Source organism: Actinomadura sp. 7K507 (genome assembly GCF_004348425.1).
Classification (GTDB): Bacteria; Actinomycetota; Actinomycetes; order Streptosporangiales; family Streptosporangiaceae; genus Spirillospora.
The window spans coordinates 1-22,381 of record NZ_SMKK01000048.1; the positions used below are offsets into that span (position 1 = coordinate 1).

A 22,381-nucleotide genomic window follows, 5' to 3' on the forward strand; every position below is an offset into this window, starting at 1 on the left:
GGTGTTGTGCGCGCTGGGCGCGGTGACCCCGTAGCGGAGAGCCGCGACGATCGGCGGATCGTCGGGGCGCGAATCCGAGAGCGGCCGTCGGCGGGTGTCGCCGGTCCGGTGGATGGATCTAGGCATGTTCGCTCCTTGTGGTGTTCCCCGCCGGGTCATCGGCCCGGAGGGTCCGGTGGGCGAGGGCGTGGACGATCTCCTCGATGCGGGACCAGTCGGCATCTGTGTCGATGCCGAGGCCGTTGAAGTCGGGGTGCAGGCGGCTGCGGGCGATGAGGTAGTGAATCGAGGTGGCGATGACCAGGGCCGTCCCCACGGGGTCGGCGGCGGTGGCGGCGGTGTCGTCGGGGAACAGCCGCAGAAGCTCCTCGAACCACTCCTCGCGCCGCAGCCGGAGGATCTCGGTGAGGTCGTTCTTCTCCACCTGCTCCCATGCGAGGACCTCGCGGGCCAGGGGGCGCCGCCGGAGCGCCCGCGCGTAGCGCACCAGTCCGGTCGCCCAGCGGTCGGCGGCGGTCATGGTCCGCAGGTCGGCCGACCCCTCGCCGAGGATCTCCTCGACGCTCGGCCAGAACCCCTCGCTCGCGGCGAAGGCCCGCAAGAGGCCGGCCATGCCGTCGAAGTACCGGTAGATCAGGACCTTGTCGACCCCCGCCTCGCGAGCCACGGAGTTGACACCGAGGGAGGCGAATCCCTCGCGTGACAACAGATCACCCACCGCTTCCAGGAGGGCGCGTTCGGTCGCTCGCCGGTTTCGTGGCCTTGCCGGGGACATCTGGATGCGACTCTCTCCCTGTATGTCACTGCCTGGTGACAAAGTATATGTCACCAGGCAGTGACATGTCGACCCTCGGACGGGGATGTTCGGTCGTTCGCCAGTGCCATGCTGCGGGTGGTGGGTCGCCCCGCCTGGGAGCTCGCTTCGCCCCGGTCACGATCGGCGGCTCAGCGCGAAGGTGGGGAGCCGCTTCGCTCTGCTGCTCAGGTGGGGGCGCCTGCGGTGTTCTGACGTCGGTATTTGCCGGGTGCGATGCCGTACTGGCGTTTGAAGGCGTTGGCGAAGGCGAACTCGGACGTGTAGCCGATGCGGGTGGCCACCTGGCCCAGCAGGGCGTCGGACTGGCGCAGGAGGCCGGCCGCGAGGGTCAGCCGCCACCAGGTCAGGTAGGTCAGGGGCGGCCTGCCCGCCAGGGTGGTGAAGCGGTGGGCGAAGGTGGCGCGGGACAGGCCCGCCTCGGCGGCAAGGGACTGGACGGTCCAGGGCCGGGCGGGGTCGCGGTGCATGGCGTGCAGGGCGGCGCTGAGGGCGGGGTCGGCCAGAGCCGTGGCCCAGCCGGTGGCCTTGGCCGGCGCAGGTGGATTCTCGAACCAGGCGCGCAGGATGTACAGCAGCAGCATGTCCAGCAGCGCGAGCACGACGGTGTCCGCGCCGAGACGGGGATCGCCGATCTCGTTGCCCAGCAGGTCGACGGCCGCGCGCAGTTCGGGGTGGTGGCCGAGCCTCGCGGGCAGGTGGATCAGCTCGGGCAGGTCGCGTAGGAGCGGGTGGGTGTGGCGCGGGTCGAGTTGATATCCGCCGCACAGTGTCACGGTGACGGGCCCGTCCTGCCCGGCGAAGTCGGACACGAACAACTCGGCGTCCTCCAGCGGGTCGCAGACGGGGCCGGCCAGCGGTGTCGACGGGTTGTCGGCGAGGGCGTAGCCGTGACCGTGGGGGAAGAACACCACGTCGCCGACGCCGAGCGCGACGGGGTCGCCGGAGGGCGGGACGAGCCAGCACGGGCCCTGCAGGATCACCTGGAAGCCCGCCGATCCGGGCACCGCGGGAAAGTGCTGCCCCCAGGGGGCATGCCAGGCGACCCGCGCCGAGCGGGGCCGTCCGGAGCGCATGACGGCGACCACGTCGCTGAGCAGATCCACGCGCAGAACCTAGCATTCCGACGATCGCGTATGAATCTCAGAGTATTGAGCATTGTCCGTCCGATCCACCCCTCCTACGTTTGAGCATCAGTTGAAATCAACGAATGGGGGCGCAGGATGTCGGGACAGATCTTGGTCACCGGGGCGACCGGCACGGTAGGCCGCCAGGTGACGGCGCAACTGCTGGAGGCCGGGGCCGATGTTCGCGCGCTGACCCGGGGACCGGCCGATCTCCTGTCCACCGTCGAGAGCGTGCACGGCGATCTGTCCTCGCCCGATTCCTTGCACACCGCCTTCGAAGGTGTCGAGGCGGTGTTCCTGGTCTGGCCGTTCGCATCGGCCGAGGGTCTGGAGGCAGTGCTGACGGTGGCGGCCGAGCATGCCCGCCGGGTGGTCTACCTGTCATCGGCGGCAGTGCGCGACCATGAGCGGCAGGCCGAGCGGCTGATCGTTCGGTCCGGGCTGGAGTGGACGGTCCTGCGCCCGCACGCCTTCGCGGCGAACGCGCTGCGTTGGGCGGGGCAGATCCGCGCCGGGGGCGTGGTGAGTGAGCCGTACGGACGGGCGGCGATGTCGCCGGTGCACGAGCGGGACATCGCGGCGGTCGCGATGCGGGCGCTGACCGAGGACGCACACACCGGCGCCGTCTACGAGCTGACCGGGCCGCACTCGCTGACCCAGGCCGAGCAGGTGCGCATCATCGGCGAGGTGACCGGCGACCCGGTGCGTTGGGATGAGAGCACCCCGCAGGATGCCCGCCGCCGGATGTCGGCCCTCGGCTGGCCGCCTGAGGCCGTGGACGGCGTCCTTCGCGCCCAGGCCGAGATGACCGCCGGCCCGGCACCGGTCACCGCCACCGTGGAGGAGGTCACCGGGAGCGCGGCCCGCACGTTTCGTTCGTGGGCGGCCGAGCACGCACACGCCTTCCACACCACAATGCGGGCCGCTCGCGTTCACTCCTACGGCGGGCCTGAGGTCATCCGCCACGAGGAGGTGCCGCTGCCGGAGCCCGGTCCCGGCCAGGTGCTCGTCCACGTCGCCGCGACCTCGTTCAATCCCTCGGAGGCGGCGCTGCGGTCGGGCCTGCTGCGAGACGTCCTGCCGACGGCCCTGCCGTACACCCTGGGCTGGGACTTCTCCGGCACGATCGCGGCCGTCGGCGCCGGGGTGACCGGGTGGGCCCCCGGTGACCGGGTGATCGGCCGCCTGGACGGGGGAGGGGCCGCGGCCGAGTACGTCGCCGCACCGGCGGACGTCCTGGCCGCGGCGCCCGCCGCCGTCCCGCTGACCGACGCCGCGGCGATCCCGGTCGCCGCGCTGACCGCCTGGCAGGCGCTGTTCGAGCACGCGAAGGTGACCGCGGGCCACCGCGTCCTGATCAACGGTGCCGGCGGCGGGGTCGGGAGCTTCGCCGTCCAGCTGGCCGGGCACGCCGGCGCGACCGTGATCGCCACCGCCAGTGCCCGCAGCGCCGCCGCGGTGCGAGCCCTCGGCGCCGATCAGATCGTCGACTACACGGCCGAAGCCCTGCCCGGCGGCAACGACGCCGTGATCAACCTCGCCGGGATCGGAAGGGACGCGGCCGCCGAACTCGCGACGCTCGTGCGACCGGGCGGTGTCGCGGTGTCCATCGCCACGCCGATCCCCTCCGGTGCCGGTAGGCACTTCGTGGCCCGCAACGACCCCGCGCAGCTGGAAAGGATCGTCTCCCTCATCGAGGCCGGCGACCTGACCGTCGACATCGCCGAATCCCATCCGCTGACGGAGCTGGCCTCGATCCACCGCAGGAGCGAGACCGGTCGGACCCGCGGCAAGGTCATTCTCATTCCCTGACGGGACGGCCGGCGCAGCGCTGGCGGCACCCCCGGTCAGTAGATGATCGACACGATCTGGCAGGCGGCTTCGGCCAGGTCACGTCGGCCGTTGATGCGGGCGTGGGTCAGGGCGTCGGCCGGCTGGATGCCTCGGGTGCACAGGCGCCAGACGGTCTCCGCGTCCAGATGGACGGTCGCGGCGGGACGTCCGCCGTCCGGTTCGGCCAGCGACCAGCGGCTCTCGGTGGCCGTGACCGTCCAGGTGCCACCGGCCGGGCCGCCGATCCGCATCTGGATCTGCGTGCCGACCGGTGCGTCTACCTCGCGGAGGGTGTGGGGCAGAGCCCGCATGAAGGTGTCCAGGACCACGGCCAGGAGCCGCGGGTCGTGGTCGGTGTCCTGGCCGGTGGCGTGGCGGATCTGCTGGCGGTGGGTCCAGTACTCGGTGAAGTCGCGGGCACAGTCCAGCCACATCGGTGCCGGGTCGATACCGGCCCAGGACACACCGAGTGAGGGGGAGGCGAGGTCGGCGGCCTCGAAGAACCGGGCGTTCTGTCCGCCGATCACGTCCAGGGTGTCGGTGAGTGCGGCGGGGCTGACACGGGAGAACGCGTCCACCCATTCCTGGTTGATGCGGTGGATGAACGCCTCCAGCGTCTCGCCCGGCCCGAAGACGGGGCCTTCCCGGTGGCCGTCGCGGTCGCGGGCGAGGCGGCCGTAGTAGTCGCCGAGGACGTGGGCGGCGAGATCACGGACGGTCCAGCCGGGCACCGCCTCCGCGCCCCAATCGGCGGGCGCCAGACCGCGCATTGTGCCCATCAGCGCCGTGTGTTCCGGGGCGAACAAGGAGCGTGCGTCGATCGGGACGCCGAGCCAGGCGTGGTCCGGCACGTCACTGAGCTGGGATGCCATCCCCAAAGCCTGCCAATCGAAGATCCTCTTGGCCACCGAGTATCGCGGCGTTCCGGTCGTAGGTCGTGGCCCGGGGTTCGTTCAACGTCGTCCGCCGAACTCCCAGGCGTGGACCTCGACGGCGGCGTACCGGTCGGAGGTCAGGACGGTGCGTGCCGCGCCGGGGTCCGGGGCGCGGAGCAGAACCGCGGTGCCCAGCCAGCTGGATTCGTCGTCGGAGAGCAGCGGCCCGTAGGCGATCAGGTCGTCCCCGACGGGTGGTGGGGCGAGGTCGGCGGCCTGGCCTGAGCCGAGGCCGAGCACAAGGTAGCGGTCGCCGCCGGTCCGGCCGCTCGGGAAGTCCCACATGGTGCGGCCCAGCGTGTTGCGCCAGCGGCGCAGCAGCACGTCCCGGTACGCGCCGGCCTGGTAGCCGGGCTCGTCGAAGGCGAACGCGCGGGCGGCGGCGGGATCCGGCAGGTCGAGGATGTGCACGCTGCCGGTGGGTGTGTCGCCGGCGAAGGTCGGGCCGCGGGCGATCATCTGCGCCGCGTACCCGTCCATGTAGGACCAGTGGTCTTCCAGCAGCTCGTGGCGCAGATCCAGCGAGCCGGGCCGGTCGCGGTGATAGCAGAAGAACTCCATGCCCCCAGTCTTCTACCGTCAGGCCTCCGCGGGGCGGCAGTGGACGCCCCGCGGAGGCCGGGCAGAAGTCAGGCCACGATGAGGAGCGGGTTTTCGAGGAGGGTGGCGAGGCGGTCCAGGAACTTGGCGGCCGTCGCGCCGTCGGTGGCGCGGTGGTCGACCGACAGGGTCACGGCCATGCGCTTGCCGGGGACGACCTGGCCGTCGCGCACCACCGGCTCGTCCCGGACCGCGCCCACGGCGAGGATCGCCGCCTCCGGCGGGTTGATCACCGCGGAGAACGAGTCCACGCCGAACATGCCGAGGTTGCTGACGCTGAACGTGCCGCCGCTCATCTCCTGGAGCGAGAGCTTGCCGTCGCGCGCCTTGCCCGCCAGCTCGCGCGTCTCCTGGCCGATCTGGGAGACGCTCTTGCGGTCGGTGTCCTTGATGACGGGGACGAGTAGGCCGTCCTCGACCGCCACGGCGATGCCGACGTTGACGCGCTTGTGGAAGAGCAGGTTCTCCTCCGTGTAGGAGACGTTCACGGCCGGGTGCTCGCGGAGCGCGGTCGCCGCCGCCTTCACGATCAGGTCGTTGACGCTGACCTTGGACGGGACGAGCGCCTCGTTCAGTGTGGCGCGGAACGCCAGCAGGGGCTCGGCGTCCACCTCGCGGTTGAGGTAGAAGTGCGGGGCCTCGCGCTTGCTCTGGGTCAGCCGCTTGGCCGCGACCTTGCGGAACCGGTTCAGGGGGACGGCCTCGACGTCCGGGTCCTCCGCCGCCTGCGCCTTGGCCGGGGCGGCGGCGGGTTCCGGAGCCGGGGCGGCGGGTGCGGACGCGGGTGCGGGTGCGGTGGTCCTGATCGCGGCCTCGATGTCGGCGCGGACGATGCGTCCACCGGGGCCTGAACCCTTCAGCGCCGTCAGCTCGATGCCGTGGTCGCGGGCCAGCCTGCGTGCCAGCGGCGACGACGGGGGACGGGACGTCCCGGCGGAACCCTCCGCGGCGAGGGCCGGGGTCGCGGGGGCCTCGGCGGCAGGTTCCGGCGCGGGTGCGGGTTCCGGGGCGGCGGCCGGTTCGGGCTTGGTGGCGGGCTCCGGCTTGGCGGCGGGTGGCTCGCCGCCGGCCGGGGTGATCACGGCGATGGGGGTACCGATCGCGGCGGTCTCGCCTTCGGCCACGAGGATCTTGTCGAGGACACCGTCCTCGTACGCCTCGTACTCCATGACGGCCTTGTCGGTCTCGATGTCCACGAGGATGTCACCGACCGCGATCTCGTCCCCGGGCTGTTTCTGCCAGGAGCTGATGACGCCCTCCTCCATGGTGTCGGAGAGGCGGGGCATGAGGATGTCGGTCATGACGCGGGCTCCAGGACTTGACGGCCGGTTGCGCGGAGCGTGTCGCGGGCGGCGGTGAGCAGGGAGCCGGCGGACGGCAGCGCCGCCGTCTCCAGGGACTTGGCGTAGGGGAGCGGCACCTCGGCCATCGCGACCCGGCGGACCGGGGCGTCCAGCCAGTCGAAAGCGCCCTCCTGGATGGTGGCGGCGATCTCGGCGCCGATGCCGTAGGTGAGCCAGTCGTCCTCGGCGACCACGGCGGAGCCCGTCTTGCGGACGGAGTCCACGACGGTCTGCCGGTCGAGGGGACGCAGGCTGCGCAGGTCCACGACCTCGGCGGAGATGCCCTCGGCCGCGAGGGTCTCGGCGACCTCCACGGCCACGCGGGCCATGCGGGAGTAGCCGATGATCGTGATGTCGGTGCCGGGACGGGTGACGCCCGCGCGGCCGATCTCGGCGGGTTCGATCTCCTCGATCGGGCCGGGCAGCTCGCCCTTGGTGTTGTAGAGGGCGAGGTTCTCCAGGAACAGCACCGGGTCGTCGTCGCGGATCGCGGCCTTCAGCATCGCGGACGCCTCGGCGGGCGTGGACGGCGCGACGACCTTCAGGCCGGGGATGAACGAGTAGAACAGCTCGACGTTCTGCGAGTGGGTGGCGCCGAGCTGCTGCCCGCCGCCGCCGGGGGTGCGGATCACCATCGGGACGCTGGACTGGCCGCCGAACATGCCGTAGATCTTCGCGGCGTGGTTGACGATCTGGTCCAGTGCCAGCAGCGAGAAGTTGATCGTCATGATCTCCACGACCGGGCGCAGGCCGAGCATCGCGGAGCCGATCGCGGCGCCGACGAAGCCCTCCTCGGCGATCGGGGTGTCGCGGACGCGGCGCGGCCCGAACTCCTTCAGCAGCCCCTCGGTGATCTTGTAGGAGCCCTCGAAGAGCCCGATCTCCTCGCCCATCAGGAAGACGTTCTCGTCCCGCAGCATCTCGGCGCGGAGGGTGTCCCGGAGCGCCTGGCGGTAGGTCATCGTTGCCATGAGCGTGCTCCTCAGGAACGGAATACGGGGTCGGCGGGCATCCGGCGCAGGTCGCCGGGGACGGGAGTGGCGTAGGTGTAGTCGAACAGCGTCGACACGTCGGGGGCCGGGCTCTCGTCGGCGAACGCGGCGGCGGCGTCGATCTCGGCCTTGATCTCGGCGTCGAGGCGGTCGCGTTCGTCGTGGGTGAGGATCCCGGCCTCCTCCAGGTCCAGTGCCATGCGGGCCAGGGGATCGGCGGCCTTGAGAGCCTCCTTCTCCTCCTTGGACCGGTAGCGGGCCGGGTCGACGACGGAGTGGCCCTTCAGCCGCGGGCTGATGGTCTCCAGCAGGTACGGCTTGCTCTCGGTGCGGGCGCGTTCGACGGCGAGGCGGGCGGCGTCGCGGACCGCGACGACGTCGGTGCCGTCCACCCGGACGCTGTCCATCCGGTACGCGGCGCCGCGCCGGTACAGCTCGGGCTCGGCGGAGGAGTTCTCCACGGTCGTGCCCATGCCCAGACCGTTGTTGACCACGACGAAGACGACCGGGAGGTCCCACAGGGCGGCGATGTTCAGCGACTCGTGGAACGCGCCGGTCGCGGCCGTGCCGTCGCCCATGTGGCACATGACGACGTCGTCGCCGCCCTTGTAGGAGACGGCGAGCGCGGCGCCGGTGGCCAGGGGGAGCTGCCCGCCGACGATGCCGTACCCGCCGAGCAGCCGCGCCTCGGCGTCGAACAGGTGCATCGACCCGCCCCACCCCTTGGACACGCCGGTGGAGCGGCCGTACAGCTCGGCCATGACGCGGTCGGCGCCGATGCCCTTGCTGAGCGCGTAGCCGTGCTCGCGGTAGTTGGTGAAGAGGTAGTCGGTGGGGCGCAGCGCGGCCATCAGGCCGACGACCGTGGCCTCCTCGCCGAGGTTCAGGTGGCAGTACCCGCCGATCTTGGCCTCGGTGTAGGCGCGGGCGGCGCGCTCCTCGAACCGCCTGATCAGGAGCATCTGCCGGTAGTAGCCGACGAGGGTCTCGGCGTCCGCCGGCGGGGCGGGAGCCTCCGGCGACGTGGCGGTGGCCTCCGGCGGCGGCGCGGAGTCCTTCGCCTTGGAGGTGCCGGGCGTCCTCCGGTTCCGGGCCGGAGCGGCCCTCCTGGCCGTCTGGGCGGTCTCAGCCATCGGCGACCTTCTTTCGTCCGGGGCGGCGCCGTAGGATCGCCACGGCGCCCACCGATCATCATTGATCTATGATCGATCATATTCTAGCCGTCAAGAGCCACTTACCGAATCTCCGTCTAACATGTGATTCCGTGAACGCGCCGATCCCAGCCCAGCTGCTCCGCACCGGACTCGCCGACCAGATCCGCGAGTTCATCGTCGAGGGCATCAGCGCCGGCCGGTGGGAACCGGGGGAGCGCATCGTCGAGCGCCGCATCGCCACCGAGCTCGGCGTCAGCCAGGGGCCCGTCCGGGAGGCGCTGCGCCAGCTGGAAGCGCAGCGACTGATCGAGTCGCTGCCCAACCGGGGCGCCCGCGTTCGCGACTTCACCGAGCGGGACCTCGCCGAGATCTTCCCCGTCCGGGCCGGGCTGGAGCGCACGGCCGCGGAGCTGGCGGTGCCCCGCCTGTCGGACGCCTGCCTGGACGCGCTGGAGGGCCACAACCGGCTGCTCGGCGACGCCGCGCGCGACGGTGACCTGCACCGGCAGATGCGCCTCAGCATCGCCTTCCACCGCGAGATCGTCGAGGCCGCGGGGAACCGGCTGCTCGTCTCGGTCTGGGAGGGCCTCGGCATCGAGCTGTGGACGACGCTGTCCCTGCGCCTCCACCAGACCGAGATCTACTCCAAGTCGGCCGAGCACGCCGACCTGATCGAGGCGTTCCGCCGCCGCGACCCGCAGGCGCCGCGGCTCCTGCACGACCACGTCATGAACTACGCCCCGTGATCGAACCGCGCCCCGTGATCGAACCGCGCCCCAGTGACCGAACGGGCACTGTGATCACTCTTTATCGCGGTAGCCCTTCGTGAGCTGCGCCTCGGCGTCGTCCAGGTAGGAGCGCAGCTCCCGTTCGGCCGCCGCGAGCTCGTCCCGCGCGAGCATGTCGTAGAGGCGCCGGTTGCGGGCGAGATACGGCTCGTGGAACTCGCGCGGCGATCCCATCTCGTGGAAGACGAGGCGCATCTCGGCCAGCAGATGCCGGGTCATCTCGTCCACGCGCGGGCTGCCCACGAGGGCGGCGATCGCCTGGTGGAAGCGGATGTCGGCGGTTCCCACGTCCGCCCACTCCCCGGCCGCGGCGGCGCGCTCGCCGTCGAGGACGGCGGCCTCCACCCGGTCGAGCGCCTCGCGGGGTGCGTCCGGGGCGCACCGCACGCCCTCGCACTCCAGGATCCGCCTGACCCGGTAGAGGTCGGCCAGGCCGTCGGCGGTGACGCGGCGCACGAACACGCCGCGGTTGAACTCGTGGACGAGCAGCCGTTCCTGGGCGAGCAGCCGGAACGCCTCGCGGACGGTGTTGCGCGACACCTTCAGCGCCTCGCCCAGTTCCTCCTCGCGGACCCGCTCCCCGGGCGCCAGCCGCCCATCGGTGATCTGCTCGCGGAGAAGCTCGGCGATCCTCGCGGCGGTGCTGGTCCGGTCGAGATCGTGCCGGGCGGCCGCGATACCGGTCAGCCACGAGCCCTGCGCCGGCACGGTCATCGGCCACCTTCCGGGGTCGGCGCGGGGCTGCCGCGCGGGACGTCTGGGTGAGCTCAGCCTATCCAGCGATCGAAGAATCCATCAACAAGACTATTGCTGGATTGTTGAACAATCCTTACCCTGGCGGAAAGCCGAACCCCCAGAAGGGTCACCCCCATGACGGATCGGACCACCCTGGACAAGACCCCGGCACCATCCGCACCCTCGCGTCGCGGCGCGCTCGTCGGCGCGATGTTCCTGATGGCCACCAGCGCCATCGGTCCCGGCTTCATCACCCAGACCACCGTGTTCACCGCCAAGCTCGGCGCCGCGTTCGCGTTCGCGATCCTCGTGTCGGTGCTGGTGGACATCGCGATCCAGCTCAACGTGTGGCGCGTCGTCGGCGTCTCCGGCATGCGCGCCCAGGAACTCGGCAACCGCGTCCTGCCCGGCGCCGGCTACGGCCTCGCCGCGCTCGACATCTTCGGCGGCCTGGTCTTCAACATCGGCAACATCGCCGGGACGGCCCTCGGCCTCAACGCGCTGCTCGGCCTCGACGTCAAGATCGGCGGAGGGATCTCCGCGCTCGCCGCCATCGCGATCTTCCTGATCCGGCGCGCCGGGGTCGCGATGGACCGGATCGTGGTCCTGCTCGGCGGCGCCATGATCCTGCTGACCCTCTACGTGGCGTTCGTGTCCGACCCGCCCCTCGGCGACGCGCTCCGGCAGAGCGTCGCGCCGGAGACGGTCGACTTCCTCGTCATCACTACCCTGATCGGCGGAACGGTCGGCGGCTACATCACCTACGCGGGCGCCCACCGCATGGTCGACTCCGGGCTGACCGGCCCCGAGAACGTGCGGGAGATCAACCGCGCCGCCGTCACCGGCATCCTCATCACCGGCCTGATGCGGGTACTGCTGTTCCTCGCCGTCTTCGGCGTCGTCGCCGGCGGCGTCACCCTCGCCCAGGAGAACGCCCCCGCCTCCGCGTTCGAGCACGCGGCGGGCGAGGCCGGGCTGCGCCTCTTCGGCCTGATCATGTGGTCGGCCGCGATCACCTCGGTCATCGGAGCGTCCTACACCTCGGTGACGTTCCTGGTCTCGTTCTCCTCGTTCGTCGAGCGGCACCGCAACCGCCTGGTGGTGGTGTTCATCCTGGTCTCCGCCGCGATCTACCTCGCGCTCGGGACGGCCCCGGCCAAGCTGCTCATCCTCGCCGGCGCGCTGAACGGGCTGATCCTCCCGTTCGGTCTCGCGGTCCTGCTGTGGGCCGCGGCCCGCCGCCGCGACCTGCTCGGCGGCTACCGGTACCCCGCCTGGCTGCTCGCCCTCGGCGCCGCCGCCTGGCTGCTCGCCCTCTACCTGGGCTGGAACTCCCTGTCCGGCCTCAACGATCTGTGGGGGTGAGGGGATGTGGCATGAGATTCAGGTTCATCGCCTGAAACGGGAACTATCGAGCGGGACCTGGGCGTTCTCCCATACGAGGCCCCCTGGCGACGTCCAGTGTGTGGGCCGTCCGGGTCATGCGGCGCCTGGCGTGGGGGTGTCGGGCGCCGCAGACCCGGACTCAGGAGAGACCATGACCGCACCCATCGACCCGGGATCGCTGTCGCCCGACCAGGCCAGGGCCTTGTTCCGCGCGGGCCTGAGCCGTCCCACCGCCGGCTGGTGCGCCGGCTGGACGCAGGCCAACCTCATCGCCGTGCCCCGCGAGCAGGCGTACGACCTGCTGCTGTTCGCGCAGCGCAACCCCAAGCCGTGCCCCGTCCTGGACGTCACCGGACCCGGTGAGGTCTCCGCGTCCCTGTTCGCCGGCGACCTGCGCACCGACCTTCCCGGCTACATCGTCTACGAGCACGGCGAACCGGTCGCCGAGGCCGCCGACGTGACCGGCTACTGGCGGGACGACCTGGTCTCGTTCCTCATCGGGTGCAGCTTCACCTTCGAGGACGCGCTCCGCGACGCGGGCGTCCCCCTCCGGCACATCGAGCAGGACCGCAACGTCCCCATGTACCGGACGAACCGGCTGTGCCGCCGGGCCGGAGAGTTCGGCGGCCCCCTCGTCGTGTCGATGCGTCCCGTCCCGGCGGGGCAGGTGGCCGACGCCGTGCGGGTGACGTCCCGGTATCCGGCCGTCCACGGCGCGCCCGTGCACATCGGCGACCCGGTCGAACTCGGCATCGACGACATCGGCAGGCCCGACTTCGGCGACCCCGTCGACGTCCGGGTGGACGAGATACCGGTCTTCTGGGCCTGCGGAGTGACCCCGCAGGCTGCGGTGATGGCGTCCCGTCCCAAGCTGGCGATCGGGCACGCCCCCGGCCACATGGCCGTCACCGACGCACGCGACAGCCGGTACCTCGTCCCCTGAGACCGCCAGGGTCTCCTGAGTACGGCATAGGCTTCGGTTCATGGCCGAGACCGTCGCCCCGGGTGACCTCCTGGGGGAGCGCTATCGACTGGAGCGTCCCCTCGGGGCCGGCGGCATGGCGACCGTGTGGAGCGCGGTCGATCTCGTCCTGGACCGCGCCGTCGCGGTCAAGGTGCCCAAGGAGGGCTGGCCCGAGGAGTTCACACGGCGGCTCCGCCAGGAGGCGAAGGCCGCCGCGGGTCTCGCCCACCCCAGCATCACCGGCGTCCACGACTACGGGGAACACGACGGTGTTCCGTACGTGGTCATGGAGTCGCTGGACGGCGAGAGCCTGGCGGCACGCCTGTCCCGGGGCCCGCTGCCCTGGCGCGAGGCCGCCGGGATCTGCGCCCACGTCGCCGACGCCTTGGGAGCCGCCCACGCCGCCGGGATCGTGCACCGCGACATCAAGCCCGCGAACGTGTTCCTCACGCGGGTCGGCGTGAAGGTCCTCGACTTCGGCATCGCCTTCACCGGCCCGGCCGCGTCGGGTGAAGGCCGCGCCGACGGGCCGGACGAGAAGGGCACGCTCCTCGGCACCCCCGCCTATGTCGCGCCCGAACTCCTGTCCGGCACGCCCCCGACCTCGGCGGCCGACATGTTCTCCCTGGGCGTCGTCCTCCAGGAGTGCCTCGCCGGCGCCCCGTCCGAGGACATGCCCACCCTCCCGCCGGACGTTCCGGACCGGGTCGGCGACGTCTGCCGCCGCTGCCTCAGCGAGGACCCCGAGGCCCGGCCCACCGCCCCCGAGGCGGCGCGGGTCCTCGCCGGCGCCGCCGGCGTGCAGCTCGCCCCGTTCCCCGCGCCGGAACCCGCCGGGGCACCGGACGGCCGCCGGGCCCCCGACCCGGCGCCGCGGGACCCGACACGCGTGCTGGACGACCCCGTCCCGTCCGGGGAGACCGCGGCGGCCGGCCCGGCCTCGCCGCGGAAGCCCTTGATCATCGCCGGTGCGGCGGCCGGCGCGATCGCGCTCGTGGCGGTGCTGCTGGCGGCGCTGGCTCCGGACTCGTCCGAGCGGACGGCCCCGCCGCCGGCCGAGAGCCCGACGCCGGCGGAACGGGCGTCCGCCTGCTCGGTGGCGTACCGGGTCGACGGGACGTGGCCGCAGGGCTTCCAGGCCACGGTGCGGATCACGAACCTCGGCGACGGCGAGATCGACGGCTGGCGGCTGGCGTTCGAGTTCCCGGACGGGCAGGCGATCACCCAGCTGTGGAACGGCAGCCAGGTCCAGGAGGGCTCGTCGGTCACCGTGACGGCGGCGGACTGGAACCGGTCGATCCCGCCGGACGGGACGGCCGAGTTCGGGTTCCTCGGACGGCAGGAGGGCGGGAACGGACGTCCGTCCCGCTTCACCCTCAACGGCGGCGAGTGCCGTACCTGAGGCGGCGGCCGCGGGCGTGGGAGCGCTCCCAGTACAGTGTGGTCATCACTCTGGAAAGGAGAACCGATGGGCTACCCGGAAGGGTTCGTGTGGGGAGCGGCCACGGCCGCCTACCAGATCGAGGGAGCCGCCCAGGAGGACGGTCGCGCACCGTCCATCTGGGACACCTTCAGCCACACACCCGGCAAGGTGCTGGACGGCGACACCGGCGACGTCGCCACCGACCACTACCACCGCCGGGAAGAGGACGTCGCGACGATGGCCGCCCTGGGCCTGGACGCCTACCGGTTCTCCATCTCCTGGTCGCGCGTCCTCCCGGGCGGGACGCCCAGCCAGAAGGGCATCGACTTCTACTCCCGCCTGGTCGACGAACTGCTCGAACACGGCATCGCGCCGGTCGCCACCCTCTACCACTGGGACCTCCCGCAGGACCTGGAGGACGCGGGCGGCTGGCCGGAGCGCGACACGGCCCAACGGTTCGCCGACTACGCCGAACGGATCGGGCGCGTCCTGGGCGACCGCGTCCACACATGGACGACGCTGAACGAGCCGTGGTGCTCGGCCTTCCTCGGCTACGCGTCCGGCGTGCACGCTCCCGGCCGCACCGACCCGGCGGACGCGCTCGCCGCCGCCCACCACCTCAACCTCGCGCACGGCCTGGCGGTGCGGGCGCTGCGCGGTGTGGTCCCGCCGTCCGCGCGGCATTCGGTCACGCTCAACATCCACCATCTGCGCGGCGACGCCGAGGCCGTCCGGCGGGTGGACGCCGTGTCCAACCGCGTCTTCCTCGACCCGATGCTCGGCAACGGCTACCCCGCCGACCTCCTGGACGACACCGCGGCCCTGACCGACTGGAGCTTCCTGCGCGACGGCGACACCGAGATCGTCGCCGCGCCCATCGACGTCCTCGGCGTCAACTACTACTCGCCCACGCTCGTCCGGCAGTGGGACGGCGAATCGCCGCGCGAGCACGCCGACGGCCACCGGCAGGGCGCGGCGTCACCGTTCGTCGGCTGCGACGACGTCGAGTTCGCCGAACAGCCCGGCCCCTACACGGCGATGAACTGGCCGATCGACGCGACGGGCATGGAGGAGCTTCTCCTGCGGCTGCACCGCGACTACCCGCGCACACCGCTGATGGTCACCGAGAACGGCGCGGCGTTCGACGACGCGGTGGACGATGACGGCCGTATCCACGACGACCGCCGGGTCGCCTATCTGCGCGACCACATCGCCGCCGTGGAAAGAGCCTGCGAAGCGGGCGCCGACGTCCGCGGCTACTTCGCCTGGTCGCTGCTGGACAACTTCGAATGGGCCTACGGCTACTCCAGGCGCTTCGGCCTCGTCCACGTCGACTACTCCACCGGCGAGCGCACCTGGAAGGACAGCGCCCACTGGTACCGCGACACCATCGCCGCCCATCGCGGGACATGACCGCTACCGTACGATTGGTGGCATGACCGGCAACCTGCCAGATAGGCCTGCTTCAGGGAGTATGCGCGTTTCTCATGCCGAGAGGGACGCGGCCGTGGACCGGCTGAGGGACGCGACCGCCGAGGGGCGCATCGACCTGGACGAGCTGGAGGCCCGGCTGGACGCGGCGCTGACCGCCAAGACCTACGACGATCTCGCGGCGCTCACCGCCGACCTGCCGTCCGCGGTCCCGGAGGCGCCCGCCCCTCCGCTGGTGCTCAACGGCGGGATGCACGGCGCTTCGCGCACCGGCCGCTGGCAGGTGCCCTCCCGCATCACGGCGAACGGCGGCATGGCGGGCGTCAAGCTCGACTTCACCCGCACCGAGTGCCGGCTGCCCGAGATAGAGATCGAGGCGCACGGCCAGCTGGCCGGTGTCACCATCGTGCTGCCCGACGGCTGGGCGGTGGACACCACCGGACTCGAACCGGGACTGTCCGGTGGACTCAAGAACAAGACGACCCCTGACCGGCTCGCGGGCACGCCGCTGGTCCGCCTCACCGGCACCGGCGGCGCCGCCGGCGTGGTCGTCCGCCACCCCAACCGCTGGGAACGCCGCAAGCTGGCGGACAACCCGCCGAGATAGCGGGTCCGGCCCCGGTGAGCGGCCCGCGGATCAGTGCGCGGGGCGGGCGTGGGGTGGAAGCTTCTCCGGGTGGCGCAGATGGTGACTGACATCGCCGGTCAGGTCCAGGGTGATGCGGCGTTCGGCGAAGTGCCAGCGGCCGTCGCGGCGTTCGAAGGCGTCGTTGTAGGTGCCGCAGGCGATCGGCTGCAGCGGGAGGGACGGCGCCGCTTGCAGGACGGTGTAGTACGCCGTTGAGCGGGCCGTGCCGGCCTCCTCGTCCACCTCGATGGCGAGGTTCGTGGTGAGGTGCCTGGTGCGCAGGGTGCCGTCGTCGTGGACGATGACCGTCTTCTCGAACATGGCCGCGATCGCGTCGCCGCCGTGCAGCGAGCCGCCGCTGCCGGTGAACACGGCGCCCGCGAACAGGTCGCGGATGCCCGCGAAGTCCGCGCCGTCGATGCATTCGGCGTAGCGGAAGATGAGGTTCGCTATGGCCTGGTTGCTCGGTTGGTCGGGCATGTCACCTCCGGGGCGGGCGCGCCGTCCGATCATCCTCCCCGCGCGAGAGAGACCGCCTTCCGGTCCCGTTGAGCGGGACGGTGTTCCGGCCCCAGGCCCTCGGTAGCACATTTTCTGGTCATTCGGCGGCAATGCGCATTGCACACTTGGGCAGACTTGATTTAAGAGTTAACGGGTGGCCGGGTTGGGACGAAGAATGGTCTTGTTCGCCGGAGTTTGTGGCGTCTAATGTCTGGTGCGGCCGGGGCGTCCACCACAAATCGGCGTCCTGGCCGGCCCGGTGCCGCAGATCGCGGCGGGCGAATCAGGGAGGAAGACATGACCATGTCGCGTGCCCGTTTCCGGTGGGCCGCCGCGCTGGCGGGAACCGCGGTGATCGCGCAGGCCGCCCCGGCGCAGGCGCAGCCGCCGCAGGAGCCGGCCGGCGCCTACCTGCTGATGGTGGCGCCGCAGGAGGGGCCCGTCACCGGGAAGACCCTGTGGTGGAAGACCCTGTGGTGCGGGCCGGACGGAGGGACGCTGCGTTCCGCGCCGCAGGCGTGCGAGCAACTCGAATCCGCCGATGGCGAAGTGGCGCGGATCCCCGCGAGGGAGGGGCCGTGCACGCTGGAGTACGCGCCCGTCCGGGTGAGCGCCGACGGCACCTGGCGCGGTGAGCCGCGCCATTTCGCGCGGACCTATCCCAACCGGTGCGCCGCCATGCGCGACACCGGCGGAATCCTCTTCCGCGAGTAACCCCGCGGACCGCGGGCCGCCGGAATGGGGAAAACGGGTGCTTTCCGGCGGCCCGCATTCGAACGAGAGATGAAATGCTCGCTTTTACCGGCCGCTCAAGAGGAGGCCAGGATGTGCAGCTCCCGCATCGTGGACTCCAGCGAGGGGACGGGGCCGTCCACCCGGATGCCGGGCACGACCTCCTGGACCGGGAACGGCGTGACCGGCCCCGGCGGGACGCCGAGCTCGGCGCGCCAGGCGGCGACCTGCGCGGACGAGTGGATGTACACGATGCGGCCGAGGCCGACCCAGCCGTGCGCGGCCGAGCACATCGGGCAGTGCTCGCCGGACGTGAACACCGTGGCGGCGGGACGCTCGTCCGCGGCGAGGTTCCGGGCGGCCCACCGGGCGATCTCGAACTCCGGGTGGCGGGTCTGGTCGCCGTCCGCGGTGCGGTTGCGATCCTCGAACAGCACCTCGCCGGACGCGGCGACGAGCACCGACCCGAACGGCTCGTCGCCCGACTCCAGTGCCGCGGCGGCCAGCTCGACGCAGCGGTTCAGGTACACCAGCTCGGCGCCGGTCGGTTCATAGCCCATGAAACGATCATAGGCGCCCGGTCACGCGGAGTGCCGGATGACCAGGTGGGGGCGGAGGATGACGACCGGGTCCTCGATCGTCTCGCCGCGGATGCGGGAGATCAGGAGGCGGGCCATCTCCAGGCCCATCTCCTCCGGTGACTGGTGGACGGTGCTGAGTGGCGGGTCGGCCAGCGGAGCGGCGGACGAGTCGTCGAAGCCGATCACCGCGACGTCGCCCGGGATGAGCCGGCCGTGCCGGTGCAGGACGCGCAGCGCGCCGAGCGCCATCGGGTCGTCGGCGGCGAACACCGCGTCCAGGGCCGGCTCGGCGGCCAGCAGCTTCTCCGCGGCGGCGATGCCGCTGGCCTCGCCGAAGTCGCCGTACTCGACGTACTCGGGCAGGCCCGCCTCGGCGAGGGCCTCCCGGTAGCCGGCCAGCCGGTCGATGCCCACCCCCATGTCCTGCGGTCCGGCGATGGTGGCGATCCGCCGCCGGCCGCCGGCGATCAGGTGCGCGACGGCCTCGCGGGCGCCGCTGCGGTTGTCGACGTCGACGTAGCTGACCGGCGAGAGGCCGGGCGGGCGGCCGCCGAGGACGGTCGGCACGCCGTTGGCCTCCAGCCTGGCGGGCAGCGGGTCCTCGGCGTGCAGGGAGGTGAGGAGTACCCCGTCCACGTGCTGGGTGGTGAGGTACTCCTCCAGCCGCCCGTACTCGGCGGGGGAGCGGGCGAGGGCGAGCAGGAGCTGGAGCCCGGTGTCGCCGAGGCCGTTGCTGATGCCGCGGATGATCCCGGCGAAGTACGGCTCGTCGAACAGCCGCTGGTCGGACTCGGCGACGACCAGCGCCACGGTGTCGGTGCGGCGGGTGACGAGGGTGCGGGCCGCGCGGTTCGGCACGTATCCGAGTTCGTCTATCGCCTTCAGCACCGCCTCGCGGGCCTGCGCGCTGACCCGGGGCGAGCCGTTGACGACCCGCGATACCGTGCCGCGCCCCACCCCGGCCCGCGCCGCGACCGCCTCCAGCGTGGGACGGGTGTTGCTGCCCGTCATCCGACCCCCTCCGTCCGTCCGTTGCCCGCGTGAGTCAGCCCCGTCCGGGCAGCCCGCCCCGCCGGATCACCCCTGCGTACCACCGGGCGCTGGCCTTGGGCACCCGGCGTTGCGTGGCGTAGTCGACGTGGACCAGCCCGAAGCGCTTCGAGTAGCCCCAGGCCCATTCGAAATTATCCAGCAGGGACCAGGTGAAGTAGCCGCGTAGCGGTGCCCCGTCGGCGATCGCGTCGTGGCAGGCGCGGAGGTGCGCGTCCAGATAGGCGATGCGGCCCTCGTCTTGGACCGTGCCATCGCCGTCCGGCGTCTCGTCGTAGCCCGCGCCGTTCTCGGTGATGTACAGCGGCACCTCCGGGTACTCGCGGTGCAGGCGGGTGAGGACCTCGTGCAGCCCGTCCGCGTCGATCTCCCAGCCCATCCCGGTGACGGGACGCCCGGCGGGGACGAAGCGGACGTGGTCGCTGCCCACCCACGGGGAGTGCGTGGAGAACGGCGACGACGCGGTCTGCGCCGCCTCGCCCGGCGTGCCCGCGACCGTGTGCCGCGAGTAGTAGTTGACGCCGAGCTGGTCGATCGGCTGGTTGATGACCGCCAGGTCGCCGTCCGCCGGGGCGAAGCCGTACCGGGAGGTGTCCTCCAGGACGTCCTCGGGGTAGCGGCCGAGCAGCAGCGGGTCGAGGAACAGCCGGTTCTGCATCCCGTCGATGCGGCGCGCCGCGTCCAGGTCGGCGGGGTCGTCCGACGCGGGGGAGACCGCGTACAGGTTGACGGCGGCGCCGAAGCGGTTGCCGGGGTTGCGGGACCGCATCGCCTCGACCGCGAGGCCGTGGCCGAGCATCAGGTGGTGGGCGGCCTGCAGTGAGCCGGACGGGTCGAGGCGTCCGGGCGCGTGCTCCCCGGAGGCGTAGCCGAGGAACGCCGCGCACCACGGCTCGTTCACGGTCGTCCAGTGGCGGACCCGGTCGCCGAGGGCCGCGTGCACGTGGTTCGCGTACTCGGCGAACCGGTGGGCCGTCTCCCGCTCCGGCCAGCCGCCGTTGTCCTCCAGCGCCTGCGGAAGGTCCCAGTGGTAGAGCGTCGGCCACGGCTCGATGCCGGCCTCCAGCAGCGCGTCGACGAGCCGCCGGTAGAAGTCGAGGCCCTCCTGGTTGAACGCCCCGGTCCCGGACGGCTGCACCCGTGGCCAGGAGATGGAGAACCGGTACGCGGTCAGCCCGACGTCGGACATGAGGGCCACGTCGCCGGGGAACCGGTGGTAGTGGTCCACCGCGACGTCGCCGGTGTCGCCGCCGAGCACCTTGCCGGGGGTGCGGCAGAACGTGTCCCAGATGGACGGGCCGCGCCCGCCCTCGCCGGCGGCGCCCTCGATCTGATAGGCGGCGGTCGCGGCCCCCCAGCGGAACCCGGTCGGGAACTGCGCGGCCGCGGCCGCGCTGGTGTCGTCCTTGAGGGAGGTCACGCCTTCACAGCACCTTCCATGATTCCGCCGATGATCTGGCGGCCGAAAATGATGAACACGACGAGGAGCGGCAGGACGGCCACGCTGGTCCCCGCGAACATGAGCGTGTAGTCCTGGAAGTGCGCGTTCGCCAGGTTGTTGATGGACAGCTGCACCGTCGGGTTGTCGGGGTTCAGCACGGCGAGCGGCCACATGAACTCGTTCCAGGTCTGCATGAACGTGAACAGGCCGAGGACGCCCGCGGCCGGCCGCAGGGCGGGCAGGACGACGCGCCAGTAGATGCCGAACGTGGTGCATCCGTCGACGCGGGCCGCCTCGATCAGCTCGTCGGGCACGGCCTGCTCGGCGTACTGCCGCATCATGAACACGCCGAACCCGGTGACCAGGAACGGGACGATGACGGCCTGCAGCTGGTTCTGCCAGCCCAGCTCCACCATGATCATGTAGAGCGGGATGATGCCCATCTGCACCGGGATCATCATCGTCGCGATGATGATGAGGAGCAGGCCGTTCTTGCCGCGGAAGCGCAGCTTGGCGAACGCGAACCCGGCGAGCGAGGCGAAGAACACCGTGGAGATCGTCACCACGCCGGAGGCGATCGCGGAGTTCAGCAGGCCCTGGGCGAAGTAGGCGTCGGGGTTGGCGAACAGCCGGTCGACGTTCTCGGCGCCCTGGCCGCCGGGAAGCATCGGCGGCGGGACGTCGGCGACGACGTCGTTGGTGCGGGTCGCCACGGCGATCATCCAGTAGATCGGGAAGAGCGACAGGACCAGGGCGACGATCAGCGTGAGGTAGGTCAGCGGGCTGGCGTTCCACAGGCCGCGGAAGCGGCCGGGACGCGCGGCGGCGTGCTTGCCCTCGGGGCGCCGGCTGCCGGGGCCGGCCAGGAGCGTGGTCACTTGGTGCCTCCCGTACGCCGCACGGCCAGGAAGTTGATCAGGGAGAACACGATGATCATCACGAACAGGGCCCAGGCGACGGTGGCGCCGTAGCCGTACCGGTCACTGCCGAACGCGTTGTCGTACATGTACATCGTGATCGTCTGGAACTGGTGCAACGGGCCGCCGTCCATCTTGTTTGGCGTGTGGATGCTGAACAGGACGGGCTCGGTGAACAGCTGCAGCCCGCCGATCGTCGAGATGATCACCGTGAAGATGATCGTCGGACGCAGCATCGGGACGGTGATCTGCCAGAACTGCCGGATCCGGGACGCGCCGTCGATCGCGGCGGCCTCGTACAGGTCCTTCGGGATCGCCTGCATGGCGGCCAGGTAGATCAGCGCGTTGTAGCCGGTCCAGCGCCAGTCGACCATCAGGGCGATGGCCACCCAGGACCAGCCGCGGCTGTTGCTCCAGGCGATCGCGTCGACGCCGAACAGCCCGAGGAACCAGTTGATCATCCCCCAGTTCTGGTCGAACATCTGGGTGAACACGATCGCGACGGCGGCGGTCGAGGTCACCAGCGGGGCGACCATCCCGATCCGGAACAGGGTCGGCACCCGCATCCGCCGGTTCAGCGCGTTGGCGATCATCAGCGCGATCAGCAGCTGCGGGACGGTCGCGATGACGAAGATCCCGAGGGTGTTGACCGTGGCGTGCCAGAAGTCGGAGTCGGTCAGCAGGTAGTCGTAGTTGTCCAGCCCGACGAAGTCGCGTGTCCCGGACGCCAGCTCCCAGTCGTGCAGGGAGACCCAGAGGGTGAACAGGAGCGGGAACGCGCCGAAGATCAGGAAGACGAGGTAGAACGGCGAGATGAAGGCGTACGGTGCGCCCTTCACGTCGAGCTTGGCCAGCCGGGCCCGCCAGGTGCGGCGCGGCTCCTGGCGGTCCTTCGCCGGCGGGGGCGGCGGCGGGCCGTTCCGGCTGGGGCGCAGATCGGTGGTCATCGGCGTGCGCCTCCTTTCCGAGGACGGGTGAACCTTTTTTCATCCGGCCCTCTGTCGGT

The 22,381-nt window shown here is 71.5% G+C and carries 22 protein-coding genes; 8 read left to right on the top strand and 14 right to left on the bottom strand.

The window, feature by feature from the left end:
• Positions 1 to 118: 118 nt before the first annotated feature.
• Positions 119 to 775 (bottom strand): TetR/AcrR family transcriptional regulator, encoded by a 657-nt coding sequence (locus E1285_RS13435; RefSeq protein ID WP_132151749.1) that lies wholly within the window; start codon positions 773 to 775, stop codon positions 119 to 121.
• A gap of 206 nt (positions 776 to 981) precedes the next feature.
• On the bottom strand, positions 982 to 1,920 hold the full coding sequence (locus E1285_RS13440; RefSeq protein WP_132151751.1) for an AraC family transcriptional regulator: 939 nt from the start codon (positions 1,918 to 1,920) through the stop codon (positions 982 to 984).
• Positions 1,921 to 2,037: 117 nt separating this feature from the next.
• Here E1285_RS13440 and E1285_RS47295 point away from each other — a divergent pair, with 117 nt between their 5' ends.
• The gene (locus E1285_RS47295; RefSeq protein WP_243722756.1) at positions 2,038 to 3,753 is read left to right on the top strand and encodes an NAD(P)H-binding protein; all 1,716 of its coding nucleotides are present in this window, start codon (positions 2,038 to 2,040) and stop codon (positions 3,751 to 3,753) included.
• A 35-nt stretch (positions 3,754 to 3,788) separates the two neighbouring features.
• On the opposite strand, the gene E1285_RS13455 is transcribed toward E1285_RS47295, so the two are convergent.
• The 5 genes from E1285_RS13455 to pdhA form a co-directional block, all read right to left on the bottom strand.
• On the bottom strand, positions 3,789 to 4,646 hold the full coding sequence (locus E1285_RS13455) for a maleylpyruvate isomerase family mycothiol-dependent enzyme (protein ID WP_132151753.1): 858 nt from the start codon (positions 4,644 to 4,646) through the stop codon (positions 3,789 to 3,791).
• Positions 4,647 to 4,727: 81 nt separating this feature from the next.
• The gene (locus tag E1285_RS13460; RefSeq protein WP_132151755.1) at positions 4,728 to 5,270 is read right to left on the bottom strand and encodes a YciI family protein; all 543 of its coding nucleotides are present in this window, start codon (positions 5,268 to 5,270) and stop codon (positions 4,728 to 4,730) included.
• Positions 5,271 to 5,338: 68 nt separating this feature from the next.
• Complete coding sequence (locus E1285_RS13465) at positions 5,339 to 6,610, bottom strand: dihydrolipoamide acetyltransferase family protein (protein ID WP_132151757.1); 1,272 nt, start codon at positions 6,608 to 6,610, stop codon at positions 5,339 to 5,341.
• Complete coding sequence (locus E1285_RS13470; protein WP_132151759.1) at positions 6,607 to 7,623, bottom strand: alpha-ketoacid dehydrogenase subunit beta; 1,017 nt, start codon at positions 7,621 to 7,623, stop codon at positions 6,607 to 6,609. Before E1285_RS13470 ends, E1285_RS13465 begins: the two co-directional genes overlap by 4 nt.
• An 11-nt stretch (positions 7,624 to 7,634) precedes the next feature.
• Complete coding sequence (gene pdhA / locus E1285_RS13475; RefSeq protein ID WP_132151761.1) at positions 7,635 to 8,777, bottom strand: pyruvate dehydrogenase (acetyl-transferring) E1 component subunit alpha; 1,143 nt, start codon at positions 8,775 to 8,777, stop codon at positions 7,635 to 7,637.
• A 131-nt stretch (positions 8,778 to 8,908) separates the two neighbouring features.
• Between pdhA and E1285_RS13480 the strand changes: the two genes are divergently transcribed.
• A complete protein-coding gene (locus E1285_RS13480) occupies positions 8,909 to 9,544 on the top strand; it encodes a GntR family transcriptional regulator (RefSeq protein ID WP_243722757.1) in 636 nt (211 codons plus the stop codon).
• 54 nt (positions 9,545 to 9,598) lie between these two features.
• Here the strand turns inward: E1285_RS13480 and E1285_RS13485 are convergent, their stop codons facing one another.
• Entirely contained in the window at positions 9,599 to 10,300 is a 702-nt protein-coding gene (locus tag E1285_RS13485) for a GntR family transcriptional regulator (RefSeq protein WP_132151765.1), read from the bottom strand.
• Positions 10,301 to 10,456: 156 nt separating this feature from the next.
• Here E1285_RS13485 and E1285_RS13490 point away from each other — a divergent pair, with 156 nt between their 5' ends.
• The 5 genes from E1285_RS13490 (at position 10,457) to E1285_RS13510 (ending at position 16,132) form a co-directional block, all read left to right on the top strand.
• Positions 10,457 to 11,686, top strand: a complete 1,230-nt coding sequence (locus E1285_RS13490; RefSeq protein ID WP_132151767.1) for an NRAMP family divalent metal transporter — start codon at positions 10,457 to 10,459, stop codon at positions 11,684 to 11,686.
• Positions 11,687 to 11,858: 172 nt separating this feature from the next.
• The gene (locus E1285_RS13495) at positions 11,859 to 12,650 is read left to right on the top strand and encodes a putative hydro-lyase (RefSeq protein WP_207946575.1); all 792 of its coding nucleotides are present in this window, start codon (positions 11,859 to 11,861) and stop codon (positions 12,648 to 12,650) included.
• Positions 12,651 to 12,690: 40 nt separating this feature from the next.
• The gene (locus E1285_RS13500; protein WP_132151769.1) at positions 12,691 to 14,073 is read left to right on the top strand and encodes a cellulose binding domain-containing protein; all 1,383 of its coding nucleotides are present in this window, start codon (positions 12,691 to 12,693) and stop codon (positions 14,071 to 14,073) included.
• 66 nt (positions 14,074 to 14,139) lie between these two features.
• A complete protein-coding gene (locus E1285_RS13505; protein WP_132151771.1) occupies positions 14,140 to 15,507 on the top strand; it encodes a GH1 family beta-glucosidase in 1,368 nt (455 codons plus the stop codon).
• Positions 15,508 to 15,568: 61 nt separating this feature from the next.
• Positions 15,569 to 16,132 (top strand): DUF1707 domain-containing protein, encoded by a 564-nt coding sequence (locus tag E1285_RS13510; RefSeq protein WP_207946576.1) that lies wholly within the window; start codon positions 15,569 to 15,571, stop codon positions 16,130 to 16,132.
• Between the two features lie 30 nt (positions 16,133 to 16,162).
• Here the strand turns inward: E1285_RS13510 and E1285_RS13515 are convergent, their stop codons facing one another.
• Entirely contained in the window at positions 16,163 to 16,633 is a 471-nt protein-coding gene (locus tag E1285_RS13515; protein ID WP_132151775.1) for a nuclear transport factor 2 family protein, read from the bottom strand.
• 318 nt (positions 16,634 to 16,951) lie between these two features.
• Here E1285_RS13515 and E1285_RS13520 point away from each other — a divergent pair, with 318 nt between their 5' ends.
• Positions 16,952 to 17,368 carry an SSI family serine proteinase inhibitor gene (locus E1285_RS13520; protein ID WP_165966599.1) on the top strand — a complete coding sequence of 139 codons (417 nt, stop codon included), beginning with the start codon at positions 16,952 to 16,954 and terminating at the stop codon, positions 17,366 to 17,368.
• 95 nt (positions 17,369 to 17,463) lie between these two features.
• Here the strand turns inward: E1285_RS13520 and E1285_RS13525 are convergent, their stop codons facing one another.
• Genes E1285_RS13525 through E1285_RS13545 form a run of 5 tightly spaced genes read right to left on the bottom strand, consistent with a single transcriptional unit; the run spans position 17,464 to position 22,322 of the window.
• A complete protein-coding gene (locus E1285_RS13525; RefSeq protein ID WP_132151779.1) occupies positions 17,464 to 17,946 on the bottom strand; it encodes a nucleoside deaminase in 483 nt (160 codons plus the stop codon).
• A gap of 21 nt (positions 17,947 to 17,967) precedes the next feature.
• Positions 17,968 to 18,978 carry a LacI family DNA-binding transcriptional regulator gene (locus tag E1285_RS13530; protein ID WP_132151781.1) on the bottom strand — a complete coding sequence of 337 codons (1,011 nt, stop codon included), beginning with the start codon at positions 18,976 to 18,978 and terminating at the stop codon, positions 17,968 to 17,970.
• Positions 18,979 to 19,012: 34 nt separating this feature from the next.
• Positions 19,013 to 20,437 (bottom strand): GH1 family beta-glucosidase, encoded by a 1,425-nt coding sequence (locus E1285_RS13535; protein WP_132151783.1) that lies wholly within the window; start codon positions 20,435 to 20,437, stop codon positions 19,013 to 19,015.
• Complete coding sequence (locus tag E1285_RS13540; RefSeq protein WP_207946577.1) at positions 20,434 to 21,336, bottom strand: carbohydrate ABC transporter permease; 903 nt, start codon at positions 21,334 to 21,336, stop codon at positions 20,434 to 20,436. The genes E1285_RS13535 and E1285_RS13540 overlap by 4 nt, the downstream gene beginning before the upstream one ends.
• A complete protein-coding gene (locus tag E1285_RS13545) occupies positions 21,333 to 22,322 on the bottom strand; it encodes a sugar ABC transporter permease (protein WP_132151785.1) in 990 nt (329 codons plus the stop codon). The genes E1285_RS13540 and E1285_RS13545 overlap by 4 nt, the downstream gene beginning before the upstream one ends.
• Between the last annotated feature and the right edge of the window lie 59 nt (positions 22,323 to 22,381).